General features: G+C 58.0%; 10 protein-coding genes. 7 read left to right on the top strand and 3 right to left on the bottom strand.

Annotation, left to right across the window (positions count from 1 at the left end; translation table 11 throughout):
* Positions 1-142 precede the first annotated feature (142 nt).
* The 6 genes from M504_RS04755 (at position 143) to M504_RS04730 (ending at position 6,944) form a co-directional block, all read left to right on the top strand.
* On the top strand, positions 143-1,342 hold the full coding sequence (locus M504_RS04755) for a flagellin (RefSeq protein ID WP_047488581.1): 1,200 nt from the start codon (positions 143-145) through the stop codon (positions 1,340-1,342).
* 123 nt (positions 1,343-1,465) lie between these two features.
* Positions 1,466-2,827 carry a flagellar filament capping protein FliD gene (fliD, locus tag M504_RS04750; RefSeq protein WP_047488578.1) on the top strand — a complete coding sequence of 454 codons (1,362 nt, stop codon included), beginning with the start codon at positions 1,466-1,468 and terminating at the stop codon, positions 2,825-2,827.
* An 11-nt stretch (positions 2,828-2,838) separates the two neighbouring features.
* Complete coding sequence (fliS, locus tag M504_RS04745) at positions 2,839-3,306, top strand: flagellar export chaperone FliS (RefSeq protein ID WP_047488575.1); 468 nt, start codon at positions 2,839-2,841, stop codon at positions 3,304-3,306.
* Between the two features lie 283 nt (positions 3,307-3,589).
* A complete protein-coding gene (locus tag M504_RS04740; RefSeq protein WP_156993525.1) occupies positions 3,590-3,988 on the top strand; it encodes a hypothetical protein in 399 nt (132 codons plus the stop codon).
* Positions 3,989-4,116: 128 nt separating this feature from the next.
* Positions 4,117-5,697 carry a UbiD family decarboxylase gene (locus M504_RS04735; RefSeq protein ID WP_047488569.1) on the top strand — a complete coding sequence of 527 codons (1,581 nt, stop codon included), beginning with the start codon at positions 4,117-4,119 and terminating at the stop codon, positions 5,695-5,697.
* Positions 5,673-6,944 carry a hypothetical protein gene (locus tag M504_RS04730; protein WP_047488567.1) on the top strand — a complete coding sequence of 424 codons (1,272 nt, stop codon included), beginning with the start codon at positions 5,673-5,675 and terminating at the stop codon, positions 6,942-6,944. The genes M504_RS04735 and M504_RS04730 overlap by 25 nt, the downstream gene beginning before the upstream one ends.
* Before the next feature lie 68 nt (positions 6,945-7,012).
* Here M504_RS04730 and M504_RS04725 read toward each other — a convergent pair whose 3' ends face one another.
* Entirely contained in the window at positions 7,013-9,499 is a 2,487-nt protein-coding gene (locus M504_RS04725; protein WP_047488564.1) for an ATP-dependent Clp protease ATP-binding subunit, read from the bottom strand.
* 336 nt (positions 9,500-9,835) lie between these two features.
* Positions 9,836-10,537, bottom strand: coding sequence for an ABC transporter ATP-binding protein (locus tag M504_RS04720; RefSeq protein ID WP_047488561.1), 702 nt, complete (start codon positions 10,535-10,537; stop codon positions 9,836-9,838).
* A gap of 13 nt (positions 10,538-10,550) precedes the next feature.
* On the opposite strand from M504_RS04720, the gene M504_RS04715 reads away from it, so the two are divergent.
* Positions 10,551-10,832, top strand: coding sequence for a hypothetical protein (locus M504_RS04715; RefSeq protein WP_052200407.1), 282 nt, complete (start codon positions 10,551-10,553; stop codon positions 10,830-10,832).
* Positions 10,833-10,847: 15 nt separating this feature from the next.
* Here M504_RS04715 and M504_RS04710 read toward each other — a convergent pair whose 3' ends face one another.
* Positions 10,848-13,046 carry a beta-N-acetylhexosaminidase gene (locus M504_RS04710; protein WP_156993522.1) on the bottom strand — a complete coding sequence of 733 codons (2,199 nt, stop codon included), beginning with the start codon at positions 13,044-13,046 and terminating at the stop codon, positions 10,848-10,850.
* Positions 13,047-13,082: the final 36 nt, after the last annotated feature.

The raw sequence follows: 13,082 nt of genomic DNA, 5'->3' as shown, positions 1-13,082 counted from the left end.
AGCCGCAGACTGCGATGTCACAAAGCGGAACAGGAAAGTTTTTTCTCAAGGGATATGAGGAGGCGCCGATGAGTGTGTTGAGCGCCAGGGAAACGGCGTTGGGAACTCACTTCACAATCTCGCTGAATCAGGAGAAACGCACATGTCCCTCGGTGTACTAAATAACATTTCGGCCATCTACGCTCAGAACAACTTGAGCGCAACCCAAAACAACCTTTCCAAGACGTTGCAGCAGTTGTCGTCGGGCTCACGTATTAACAGTGGTGCAGATGACGCTGCAGGCCTTGCTGTTGCAGATGGTCTTGCCGCAAACGAAACTGCGTTGGCGCAGTCCAGCCGCAATGCAAGCGACGCTACCGGTCTGTTGCAGACGGCAGACGGCGCTCTTTCACAGGTGACTTCGCTTCTGAACCGCGCAGTCACACTCGCAACGCAGGCCGCCAACGGTACGCTGAGCTCCTCGCAGGTGTCGTCTGCAAACCAGGAGTATCAGAACATCCTGACGCAGATTAACAACATCGGCACCACCACAAACTTCAACGGAACGTCTGTGTTCTCCAGCACGGCACGTAACTTCTTCGTATCCGATGGCACGACGGCTGGATCGGCAACGTACAGCGACACCGTGGGCACCCTGTCCACCAGCAGCGTGGGAACATCTGCAGCCACAAGCACGTCTGCGGCGGTTTCTCTGACCACACCATCCACATCGTCGTCATCTGCAGCTTCAACGACGACGCTGACGCTCGGAGCCACGACAAACACGGTGTCGGGAACTCTGGCACTGGCTGTGGGCACGGGTAGCTCGCACAGCATTACCATTGCGTCGGGCACCTCGATGTCTGCTCTCGCAACGCAGATCAACGCCGATACCACCTATCAGGGTGCTGGTATCACTGCTGCTTATAATTCCACCACGGGGGCGCTGACCATCTCTGGCCCGACGGCTGCATCGAGCGATCTGGACACCACCGGCAGCAGCCTCAGTGATACGACTCCTGCCAGCGGTACGGGTTCAGGCGTAGACTTCACCGCTTCCACCGTGAGCGCGCTGACGGCAAGCTCTGCAAAGAACGTGCTGACGGCACTGACGACGGCCATCGGCGATGTGGCCTTCCAGCGCGGCACCATCGGCGCGAACATCAACCAGCTTGCCTCTGCACAGTCCGTTGCGAGCAATGAACAGACGAACCTGACGGCGGCCGAGGACAACATCCGCGCCACCGACTATGGTCAGGCTGCTTCGAACCTGTCGAAGTACCAGGTGCTGTCGCAGACCGGTATCAGCGCTCTGGCCCAGGCCAACAGCGTGCAGCAGGAAGTAACGAAGCTGCTGCAGTAATCGTAGGAAGCAGATGGCGCGGGCAGTGTACCTACTGTCCGCGCCATTCTTATGCGCGACTAAGAATGCTGTGCTGTACGTGGCCCTTAGCGTGCGAATGGTTTTGTGTCAGGAGGGTTCCGCGTGTCCGTTGTCGGGATTAATTTCGGATCGGCCACCAGTGGTGATGGTTTTGATGTAACCAGCACGGTGAACAGCATCATGACGAACATGCGTACGCCCGAGACCGCATGGGCGACGCGCACAACCACTTTGCAGTCGCAGGACACGGTTTTGAGCACACTGGGAACGGACCTTTCGTCGCTCTCGAGTGCGCTGGCAACGCTTACATCCTTCGATGGTGCCTTCGCTCAAAAAGAAGGCGCAACTAGTGACAGCAGCGTGGTTTCGCTAACGGATGCGACTCCGCTCTCCGCCGCGGGAACTCATACGCTGATCGTTTCGCAGCTGGCAACAACAAGCCAGCAGCATTCCAGTGCTGTGGCGACAGGAGCAACACTCAGCGGCTCTCTCAGCATTCAGGTGGGTAGTGGAGCAGCAACCACCATCACTATCGATTCGACAAACAACACCATGTCCACACTCGCGAAGTCGATCAACGATCTGGATGTGGGTGTGACAGCGACAGTGATTACAGATAGTTCAGGTTCCTATCTTTCGCTGACAAGCAATACGAGTGGCGCAATTGGCAACATGACGCTGGATACGTCAGGCCTGACCGATTCCAATGGCAACGGCATCTCCATGAAAGCCACGGCCACGGGTGCCGATGCGGCGTATACGCTCGATGGTATTTCGTTGACGAGCAGTTCCAACACAGTAGCTAGTGCGCTGTCGGGCATCACCTTTCAACTCGTAGGTACATCCAGCACGAACGTGACGATGGAGATTGTGAACGATACAGGCTCGATTGCGACTTCGTTGAACACCTTCATTACCGCATACAACACGCTGACGTCAGCGCTCTCCGGTCAGGAGACGAAAGACTCTTCCGGTAATGCGGAACCCTTGTTCGGAGATCAGATTCTGTCCCTGATCCAGTCGCAGCTCTCAACTGCGCTTGCGTACTCGACGGGGAACAGTGGCAAAACCAGCAATCTTGCTCAACTTGGCATCAGCGTCGGCACAAACGGGCAGTTGAGCCTGGATACATCTGCACTCAACAGCGCGCTTTCGACAAACTTCACGGGAATCTCAAACTTCTTCATGAACGTCGGTGACTTCGGACAGAACCTTACGGCGGTTTTGAGCGGGCTGGGAAACAGCGGCAACGGCGCGTTGGCATTGCGTGCGGCACAGAACACTTCGGAAGAATCGTCGTTGGCGGATAACAAGACGAAGCTGGAGGCGCGGCTGGCGACCTACCAGACCTTGCTTACGGCCGAACTGAATGCAGCGAATGAAATCTTGCAGGCGATTCCACAACAGTTGAACGAGATCAAACAGATCTACGCCGCGATCACCGGCTATGGCCAATCCAGCTAGGAGGAACTGAGATGAACTATCAGGAACAGGCGCTCTCCGGAGCCACGGGAGTGGAACTGATTGTGGCGTTGTACGACGGCTGGATCCGTTTTCTGTATCGTGCAGCAGCGGCGTGCGAGGCTGATGATGTGATCGAACGCCGCTACGCGGTAAAGCGTGCGCTGGACATTCTTATGTACCTGGAGGCCCGTCTTCGGCCAGATATCGGGGGCGAACCGGCGAAGGCCCTCTCGGATTTCTATGCGGCAATGTTCACGATGACACTGGAGGCGTCGCACTCGGGATCAGCAGAGGAAATGCGGAACGTCATTGCCTGTGTGCGCAACGTCAAAGAGGCGTGGGCGGTGGTCGCGAAAGATCCGGCGGCAAATCGCGCGTTACCGCGGGAATTGCGGACTGCTGCCGAACGCCGCGGACTTCCTGTGGCTGTACCTCAGCAACAATCGATGAGCAGCGGCCAGCCTCGCTGGAGCGCGTAAGTAACTCATAATAAAAGCGGTAACGGGTTCAGTAGTCCTGGTGCAAAGCCGCGGAGATTGACACTCTATCCTGAAACGCTTTACGTCGCGTGAATGGTGATACTCTTCACACAAATGGGGTGTTTTTATACGCCCCGTGGATGACGCTGTCGTAGTTGCTGGCCCGAAATGTCCGATTAACGACATAAAAATTCGGTTTTCGGCCAAAAGAGAAACCTAATTGGGTCTTGAAGCGTCAGACAAAATGACAGGATTTGTCGTATCCGGCACGTTGAGGTGAGTTTTGAGCAAAATGCTGAGTTCGTGGAAAGAGATCGCCCACTTCTTTGGTAAGGGTGTACGCACCGTCCAGCGGTGGGAGAAGACTCTTGATCTGCCGATCCATCGTCCGCCGGGTGCGCCCAGCAACGTGGTTTTGGCCCGGACCAGTGACCTGGAAGAGTGGATGCACCGCGGTTCCGTATCGCGTACGGAATTGGAAGGCGCACCGGCTACTGGATCGGTTGCTGGTTTGTCCTCATTGGAGCGTGAAGTATCGCGTCTGGCCAGCCTGAATGGGGTTGCTAGCGAACGAGTGGACGCCAGTGCCAGCACAGAAGAGCGCGTTGCGTCGATGACAGGCGTGGTGTTGAAGGTGAATGAAAAGCTGGCCTCTGGTTCGGCTGTTCATCGTGCCGCTTAGACCTAACGTTTGATTGGGAAGATAAGGGTGTCCGCTTCGGCGGGCATCTTTTCGTTTTAGGGCTTATCTGCGCGATACCATGAGACTTGTTCGGGCCGCCTGGAGCGGTCCAAGGGAGTGACTGTCGCATGGCTTATCGCGACCTGCGCGAGTGGTTGACGCGCCTGGAAAAAAGCGGGGAATTGAAGCGTATCCGCGTCGAAGTGGATACGGATCTTGAGATGGCAGAGATTGCTGACCGCGCCGCGAAGATGAACGGCGGCAAGGGCGGTCCGGCGCTGTTGTTTGAGAACGTGAAAGGCTATCCCGGCGCGAAGGTTCTGATGAACCAGTTCGGTAGCCTGCGTAAGATGCAGATGGCGCTGGAGTGCGATTCACTGGATGCCATCGCTGACCGTTTGCAGTCACTTCTGAAGCCCGAAGTGCCGACCGGCTTTATGGACAAGCTGAAGATGCTTCCCATGCTGGCGGAGGTGGGATCGTTCTTCCCGAAGGTTGTTGATCGCAAGCAGGCTTCATGCAAGGAAGTAGTAAAGACGGGCGACCAGATCAATCTGTCAGAACTGCCCATTCTGCGTACGTGGCCCGGTGACGCGGGGCGATTCATTACGTTGCCGCTGGTGATGACGCGCGATCCGCGTTCCGGCAAACGCAACGTAGGCATGTATCGAATGCAGGTGTATGACGAACGCACCACGGGCATGCACTGGCAGCGGCAGAAGAATGCTGCGGAGCATCTGCGTGATCGCTTGCGTGCGACAGCGACAACCGATGCGGAACGCGTGAAGCTAATGGCAATGACTGCAGGGGGTACGACGGCAGCGGAAGACTCCACATCGTTGAATGGTGTGACGCTCTCGAAAATTCGCGGTGAACGGATGGAAGTGGCTGTTGCCATCGGTGCCGATCCGGCACTGACTTTCAGCGCAATTGTCCCTGCACCGCCGGAGATTGAAGAGTTTCTGATTGCCGGATTCCTGCGCGGTAAACCTGTGGAGTTAGTGAAGGCTGAGACAGTTGACCTGGAAGTGCCTGCTCATGCGGAGTACATCCTGGAAGGCTACGTCGATCTTGCAGAACTGCGCATGGAAGGACCGTTCGGCGATCACACCGGGTTCTACACCATGCCTGAGGAGTATCCGGTCTTTCATCTGACAGCGATCACGCATCGCAAAGACCCGATCTATGCAGCCACGATCGTCGGCAAGCCTCCGATGGAAGATGCATGGATGGCGAAGGCTGTCGAGCGCATCTTCCTGCCGCTGATCAAGCTGACGATGCCGGAGATTGTGGACATTAACCTGCCGCCCGAAGGCGTGGCACATAACCTTATGCTGATCTCGATCCGCAAGAGTTATGCGGGACAGGCGCGCAAGGTGATGAACGGCATCTGGGCACTTGGGCAGGCGATGTTTACCAAGTGCATCGTGGTTGTCGATGAAGATTGCGATGTGCAGGACGTGGGCGAAGTGGTATTGCGCGTCGCGAACAACATTGACCCGGAGCGCGACATTCAATTTACGTTGGGGCCAGTGGATTCGCTGGATCACGCATCGCGCCTGCCGAACTTCGGTAGCAAGATGGGCATTGATGCCACTCGGAAGTGGGCTGCGGAAGGATTCACTCGTCCGTGGCCAGAGATGCTGGAGATGCCTGAACCTGTGAAGAAGAGAGTGGATGAGATATGGCGTTCGCTTGGAATCGAGTAGCGATTGTTCTGGCAGGTTCTTTGCTGTTGGCACATGCGCAAACAGCAAAGACGAATCTGGATGAGAGCAAGGTGCAGCCGTACACGCTGCCATCGGCACTGACGACGCCGGATGGTAAGACGGTTCGCACAGTGGAGGATTGGCAGCAACAACGTACGTATCTCCTGAAGACATTTGCTGAGAATGTCTATGGCCGTATGCCTGCCGCTCCTGCAGGAACTCACTATCGCGTAGAGTCTGTCGATAAGAATGCGCTGGGTGGGACGGCGGTGCGTTCGGAGGTCAGCGTGTTTCTTGGCCCCTCGGACGATGCCCCAGTGATGCACGTGTTGCTCTATCTTCCGGCACATGCTGCAGGGAAAGCGCCTGTGTTTGTTGGGTTGAACTTTCTTGGAAATCACTCGACCACCACTGATCCGAACATCACCATTCAGCCGAACTGGCTGGCGGCGCAGAAGAGTAATGACAAGCCGCCGGTGCGTGGAGATCAGGCGAGCCGATGGCCCTACGCAGACCTGGTTGGCGCGGGATATGGCGTAGCGACGGCCTGGTATGGCGACGTGGAAGTGGACACGCCTGATGGTTGGAAGACGGGAGTTCGCATCACGTTGGCCGATTCGCTGCACATTCAGCCGCAGGAGTGGGCTGCCATCGGTGTATGGGCCTGGGGCATGAGTCGCATTCAGGATTATCTTTTGACGCGGCCCGAGGTCGATTCGCACCGAATTATCGCAACCGGACATTCGCGCTTAGGAAAGGCTTGCCTGTGGGCCGGCGCGAACGATACGCGGTTTGCGATGGTGGTTTCGAACGACTCCGGGGAAGGTGGTGCAGCGCTTGCGCGCCGTAACTTCGGTGAGACCACGGAAGATTTGAATCGAGCCTTCCCCCACTGGTTCATTCCTCAGTTCCGAAACTTCAACGGCAAGGCGGATTCATTGCCGATCGATCAACATGAATTGCTTTCATTGATCGCACCGCGCCCGTTATATGTGGCCAGTGCAACCGAAGATAAGTGGGCTGATCCAAAGGGCGAGTTCCTATCAGCGCAGGAAGCGGGCAAGGTGTATGCGCTGTATGGGCTGCGCGGCGTATCGGGAAGCTTTCCACCGCCAGTGAATACTTCTATTGGCGATCGGATTGGTTATCACCTGAGGACAGGGAAGCACGACATTACGCCGTTCGACTGGACGCAGTATGTTGCGTTTGCGAATCGAAACCTGAAGCCAACGGCTTCGGCTCATTGAAGCTGTATCCAGAGAAAGACAGAAGGGAGGCCACGTGGCCTCCCTTCCGTCTTTGTGATGATGTTGGACTACATGATAGCGAGTGCTGCGCCTTCAGCCTGCTCTTCGCCTTCCTGGGCCACAGGACGATAGAAGAGCTGGTTGTTATCGAGGTAGACCTCGAGGAACGATGGGCGCTGGGTGATCTGGCCAGCGATGAGCGCCTCCGACAGCGGGTCTTCGATGTAACGCTGTAGAGCGCGGCGGAGCGGACGTGCGCCGTAGCTGCGGTCTGTGAGCGTCTTGTCAAGAATCCACTTCTTCGCGTCGTCATTGACGCTGATGGTGATGGCCTTGTGCACCAGATTGGTGTTTAGGGTCTGCACCAGAAGTTCCAGAATCTGCATCAGGTCGCTGTCAGAGAGTGCCGTGAAGACGATGATCTCGTCGAGACGGTTGATGAATTCGGGGTTGAAGGTGCGCTTGACCTCGCCCTTCACCATCTCCTCCATCTTCTCCAGCATGACCTCGTTCTTGTTCGACTGGAAGCCGAGGCCCTCACGCTTCATGAGGTGCTTGGCGCCGATGTTCGACGTCATGATGAGGATCGTGTTCTTGAAGTCGACCGTGTTGCCGAGGCCGTCCGTCAGGTGGCCGTCTTCAAAGACCTGCAGCAGCAGGTTGAAGACATCCGGATGCGCCTTTTCGACTTCGTCGAGCAGGACGACGGAGTATGGCTGACGCTTGACGCGCTCGGTGAGCTGACCGCCCTCCTCGTAACCAACGTATCCCGGAGGCGAACCGATCAACTTGCTGACCGAGTGCTTCTCCATGAACTCCGACATATCGAAGCGGATGAGCGCCTTGTCTGACCCGAAGAGGAACTGGGCCAGAGTGCGCGCCATCTCCGTCTTGCCGACGCCGGTGGGGCCGAGGAAGAGGAACGAACCGATGGGGCGCGAGGGGTTCTTGAGGCCTGCACGTGAGCGGCGGATCGCGCGGGAGAGGGCACTGATCGCCTTGTCCTGCGAGATAACGCGTTTGTGCAGCTCTTCTTCCACGCGAAGCAGCTTCTGCTGCTCTTCTTCCTTGAGTGAAGTGATCGGCACGCCGGTCCAGCGGCTGACGACGTCCTCAATATCTTCCTTGGTGACCACGCCTGCGGACGAGTCGTCGAGGTGGTAGCGTTCGCGGAGTGCGCGGAGGTTTTCACGCTCCTTTCGCTCCTCGTCAGAGTAGAAGCGTGCCTTCTCAAACTCGTGGTTTGCAATGGCGTTTTCCATGCGGTGCACGATGAACTTGATGCGCTTCTGGACTTCAGTTAGCTCTTCCGGAAGCGTGGTCTGGCGCAGCTTCACGCGCGCACCAGCCTCGTCGATGAGGTCGATCGCCTTGTCCGGAAGGAAGCGGTCCGGGATGTAACGATTGGAGTGCGTGACGGAGTAAGTGATCGCGTCGTCGGTGTAGGTGACGGCGTGGAACTTCTCGTACTTCTCCTTGATGCCCATGATGATCTTGATGGCATCTTCTTCGTTTGGCGGCGGCACCTTCACGGCCTGGAAGCGGCGTTCCAGCGAGCGATCCTTTTCGATGCTCTTACGGAATTCCGCAGGTGTCGTCGCGCCGATGCACTGAATCTCGCCACGCGAAAGTGCGGGCTTGAGGATGTTCGCAGCGTCGAGCGAGCCTTCGGCCGAGCCCGCGCCGACGAGGGTGTGAAGTTCGTCGATGAAGACGATGGAGTTCTGGTTCTCCATCAGTTCTTTCATGATGGTTTTCAGGCGCTCTTCAAATTGGCCGCGGTACTTGGTGCCAGCGACGATGAGCGAAAGATCCAGCGACAGGACGCGCTTGTCTGCAAGGAAGCTGGGGACTTCGCCGTCAGCAATCTTCTGCGCCAGGCCTTCGACGATGGCGGTCTTGCCAACACCGGGTTCGCCGATGAGCACCGGATTGTTCTTCGTGCGGCGGCAGAGGATCTGAATGACGCGTTCCACTTCGCCATCGCGGCCCACCAGCGGATCAAGCTGCTGGTCCATGGCGGCCTGCGTCAGATCGCGAGAGAACTCAGCCAGCATGGACTGCTCGCCGTTCTGCTGCTGCTGGCGCTGCTGCTTGCTGGACGATGCCTGCGGCGTGGGCTTTTCCTGCGTGGTGCGCTGCAGTTCCTCGCGGATGGTGGGCAGGCGCAGGCCGCGCTCCATCAGGATTTCCGCGGCGAAGCACTTCTCTTCGCGCAGCAAACCGAGGAGCAGGTGCTCCGTGCCGATGTGCTTGTGCGAGAGGCGCTCAGCCTCTTCCGCAGCGTAGGCGAGGACGCGCTTGCACTCATTCGACAGCGGCAGGTCGACCGACGTCGACACCTTCTCGCGAATGGTGGTGTGGCCTTCAATCTGTTTACGAATGGATTCCACCGATGCGTGCGAACGGAGGAACCGGTTGGTCAGCGCCTTGTCTTCGCGGAGCAGGCCAAGAAGCAGGTGCTCCGTCTCAATGTAAGGTGAGCCGAACTGGCTTGCTTCGTAACGCGCAAAGAAGATAACGCGCCGCGCTTTTTCGGTATAACGCTCGAACATGCTCCCCCTAGCTCCTCCGTCGTGACGTGCCGCCACGCAGAAGGCCATTGGTTCACTGCCCGTTCCCGCATCCGCCAAAAAGCGCCATGATGCGGGAACCCCTGGAACAAACCCCGCCGAATGCACGCCGCCGAGGTTATTCCCACATCTTTTGTGCATCCAGTGTACCCGACTGGCCGGTACGCCGTACTGCCCTGAAACTTAGGCAAAACGATAACAGGAGAAGCACTGCTCCTGAAATGTCCTTATTGGACGCAACCTGTGGGAAAAAGGTGCAGTACTCGCACCGTTCTGGCCGTGCTTCGCGCATCTTCGCTGGCTGGAACGAATTATCGGCTAGACAGGCATTTCGGAGGGGATCAGACGCCCTTCGTGAAGGACCAGGGTCCGGTCGCAGCGGGCAGCGATCTGGTGGTTGTGCGTGACCATGACGGTGGTTGTGCCGTGGGTGGCGTGCAGGCGGCTCAGCAGATCGAAGATCGTGTCGCCGGTGGCGGCGTCGAGGTTGCCGGTGGGTTCGTCGGCCAGCAGCAATTTAGGCTCTGTGACCAGGGCACGGGCGAGGGAGACGCGTTGCTGCTCGCCGCCGGAAAGTTCGCCAGAACGGTGGGAGGCGCGGGCTGCAAGTCCCACTTCCGCCAGCCAGCGGCGGGCTTGTTCGCGGGAGGAGGACTGGGAGTTTCCGCGGGCGAGCAGCGGCATGGCTACATTCTCTTCTGCGGTGAACTCCGGCAGCAGGTAGTGTGCCTGCCAGACGTAGCCGATGGTGCGGTTGCGGAAATTGGCCTGGTCGTCGGCCTTGAGCGAGGTGAGGGGAGTGCCGTCAATGAGGACATCGCCAGAGGTGGGACTGTCCATGGCCGCGAGCATGTGCAGCAGCGTGGATTTGCCTGCGCCGCTTGCGCCGATGATGGCGAGCATTTCTCCGGTGGCGACGGTGAAGCTGAGGTCACGGAAGAGGGTGAGTGTGCCGGTGCCGGTGGTGTAGCTCTTGGTGAGGTCTTGCACGACGACGATCGGATTGGCAGCGGCTTGCATCTATTCTCATCCTATGCGGAATGTGGATGAGTTTGTGGCGGGATCGCTGGACGATGTGAAGGGACATGCACTGCGAGCGCTTTGGCACGCCGCGCATGGCAACTGGAATGCCGCGCATGAGGAAGCGCAGGAAGGCGAAGATCGTAACTCGGCGTGGGTGCATGCACTGCTGCATCGCGAAGAAGGCGACCAGTCAAACGCCGAGTATTGGTATCGGCGGGCCGGTCGCCCTGTGTTTCGTGGTTCGATTGCGCAGGAGCGGGTGGAGATGATCTCCGCATTGCTCTCACAGTAGGTTCTGCATCCTGCTTTACTGCTGGGTGGCGTCTACGAGTTGTTGCATCGGTTTCAGAATGACGAAGTCGACCAGCTCCGTATGCTTGCCTGCCTCGGCAAGGATTTGCTTTTGCGTTGCAATCCACGCAGTGTCGTTGAGTCGACGTGATTGCAGACGTTCCAACGCCTCAAGTCCCATCGTGGCCAGTTGATGGAACTGCTGGCGACGCTGTTGTTCCTCTGCCACGAGTGGGCTGTGCTGCGCAATGTCATCCACCGTGTTGGCGGCGGACTGCCATTGTTGTAAAACCGATTTCAACTCTGCATAAGCGGCTGCGCGCTGGTTGTTGGTGCCGGGATCAAGGTAGTTGCTGACCATGCGTCCGAATTCGTAGCGCATTGGCGGGTCAGGCACAGTGAAGTCCACGAGGCGTCCGAAGGGCGTCGACGGGCCGGTGTGCTGCTCTGCATAGCGCTCGTGGAAGTCGACGGGTTGCAGTACGGAGTCAAACGTGGCGAGCGCCTGTTGCTCCGCCGGATTCGGTCCTGCGAGTTGGCGGAGACCGCGCTGTGGGCCGCTTATGTTTTGCAAGCCGAGAGCGTCGAGACGAAGCTGCATGGGGCCGAGGCGGCGGTACATGTCGGCTACGTCGCGTGTGGTGGCAGGGGACCAGAAGCGTTCCGCAATAACGGCACCGCGCGGCCAGATTCGCGAGTCAATGGCGAGGTCGTCCACCTGCTCGCCCCACATGCAGATTTCGCCACCGAGTACGAGCTTTGCCTGCGCGGGAGTGAGGTTGCTGCCTGCAGGGATGGGGTCGTAGGAATAGACCTCTTCCGCAGAACGCATGTGGTCTAGATAGAACGGCTGCGACAGGAATCCCTGATGCCCTTGTTTGGCGGCATTGATCAGGAACTCTGGGCCATGCCAGTTCTGAATGATGACATCGGGCGGCAGATCAGGCTGCAGGATCTCGTCCCAACCGACCATTTTCTTGTGGTACTTCGTCACGATGGTTTGCAGACGGTGATTGAAGGCGGTTTGCAGTGCTTCAGCCGACGGGATGTTGTGCGCCTTCATGTAGGCCTGGATGTCGGCGTTCGCGCCCCAGTCCTTGCCGTTGTTCTCGTCACCGCCGATGTGCATGTACTCGTCAGGGAAGAGCGCAGTCATCTCCGCGAAGTAGGCGTCGAGGAACTTATAGGTGGATTCCTTCGTCGGGTCAAAGACAGGATCTTTCACACCATTGCTGTCAGCGATGGTGTAGGTTGCGCCGGACTTGCGGCTGCCCAATTCGGGATAAGCAACCATCCACGTTGTGGTGTGACCGGGCATGTCGAACTCTGGCAGTACGCGGATGCCACGGTCGGTGGCGTAGGCAATGACTTGCTTGATCTGTTCCTGCGTGTAGTACTGGCCGTTAGAACCGAGTTGATGCAGCTTGGGGAATCGCTTGCTCTCAATGCGGAAGCCCTGATCTTCCGTCAGGTGCCAGTGGAGTACGTTGAGCTTGGTCGCGGCCATGCCGTCGATGGTGCGTAGAACGGTGTCGACGGAAAGGAAGTGACGGCCGGGATCGATCATGAGGCCACGCCACGGGAAGCGCGGCGCATCGTCAATGGTGGCAGTGGGAAAGAAGAAGTCTTTGCCGCTGCCTTGAAGGAGTTGGAAGAGTGTCTCCATGCCGTACATGGCGCCGAAGATGGTCTTGGCGTGGAGCTGGATGCCGTTGGCTTCCACTTTCAGCGAGTAGCTTTCGTCCTGGCCGAAGACGGGGCGTGTTGCCGTACTGTCATCCACCGTGATGTGAAGCGTTGGCGTGCCTGCGCCTGAGGTGAGTTGGAGTGCGGTCTTGGCTTGCAGGCGCTGCAGTAGACGTTCAGTGGCTCGTTGCAGGATGGGATTGTGCGAGGCGCCAGTCTCGATGCGGAAGCTGTCTGTGAGTAGGAGACGGCCATTCGCCACCGTGATGTGCTGCGGCTGCGGCATGAGTGTGTTGATAAAGGTGGATTGGGCAGGAGTGGCGAGGCATGTGATTGCAAGTAACGATGCGGCGACGAACTTCATGAATTGCTTCTCCTGCTGAATACCTGGCGGTTTACCCGTCTTCGAGCTGCCGTTTGCGGCTGCGGGTTGAGTGTACTTGGTGACGGCCTTCTTGCGCGCTGCATCGCGGCGGAATACATCGTCTGGTCTTTCTGGTGAACTGCCCTGATACTGGGTGCAGCTCATCCCAAACAGTTCATCTCTCGCCTTGAAGGAAGATCT

The sequence above is a fragment of the Terriglobus sp. TAA 43 genome, assembly GCF_000800015.1.
Classification (GTDB): Bacteria; Acidobacteriota; Terriglobia; order Terriglobales; family Acidobacteriaceae; genus Terriglobus.
Note: the sequence above shows the minus strand (reverse complement) of the source record. Positions and strands in the feature narration are given on the sequence as shown.

Excerpts from the sequence above, each read along its gene's own strand:
- M504_RS04755 (WP_047488581.1), top strand. The coding sequence starts at position 143 with ATGTCCCTCGGTGTACTAAATAACATTTCGGCCATCTACGCTCAGAAC.
- M504_RS04720 (WP_047488561.1), bottom strand. The coding sequence starts at position 10,537 with ATGCAAGCCGCTGCCAATCCGATCGTCGTCGTGCAAGACCTCACCAAG.
- M504_RS04725 (WP_047488564.1), bottom strand. The coding sequence starts at position 9,499 with ATGTTCGAGCGTTATACCGAAAAAGCGCGGCGCGTTATCTTCTTTGCG.
- fliS (WP_047488575.1), top strand. The coding sequence starts at position 2,839 with ATGAACTATCAGGAACAGGCGCTCTCCGGAGCCACGGGAGTGGAACTG.
- M504_RS04715 (WP_052200407.1), top strand. The coding sequence starts at position 10,551 with ATGCGGAATGTGGATGAGTTTGTGGCGGGATCGCTGGACGATGTGAAG.
- M504_RS04730 (WP_047488567.1), top strand. The coding sequence starts at position 5,673 with ATGGCGTTCGCTTGGAATCGAGTAGCGATTGTTCTGGCAGGTTCTTTG.
- M504_RS04735 (WP_047488569.1), top strand. The coding sequence starts at position 4,117 with ATGGCTTATCGCGACCTGCGCGAGTGGTTGACGCGCCTGGAAAAAAGC.
- M504_RS04710 (WP_156993522.1), bottom strand. The coding sequence starts at position 13,046 with ATGAGCTGCACCCAGTATCAGGGCAGTTCACCAGAAAGACCAGACGAT.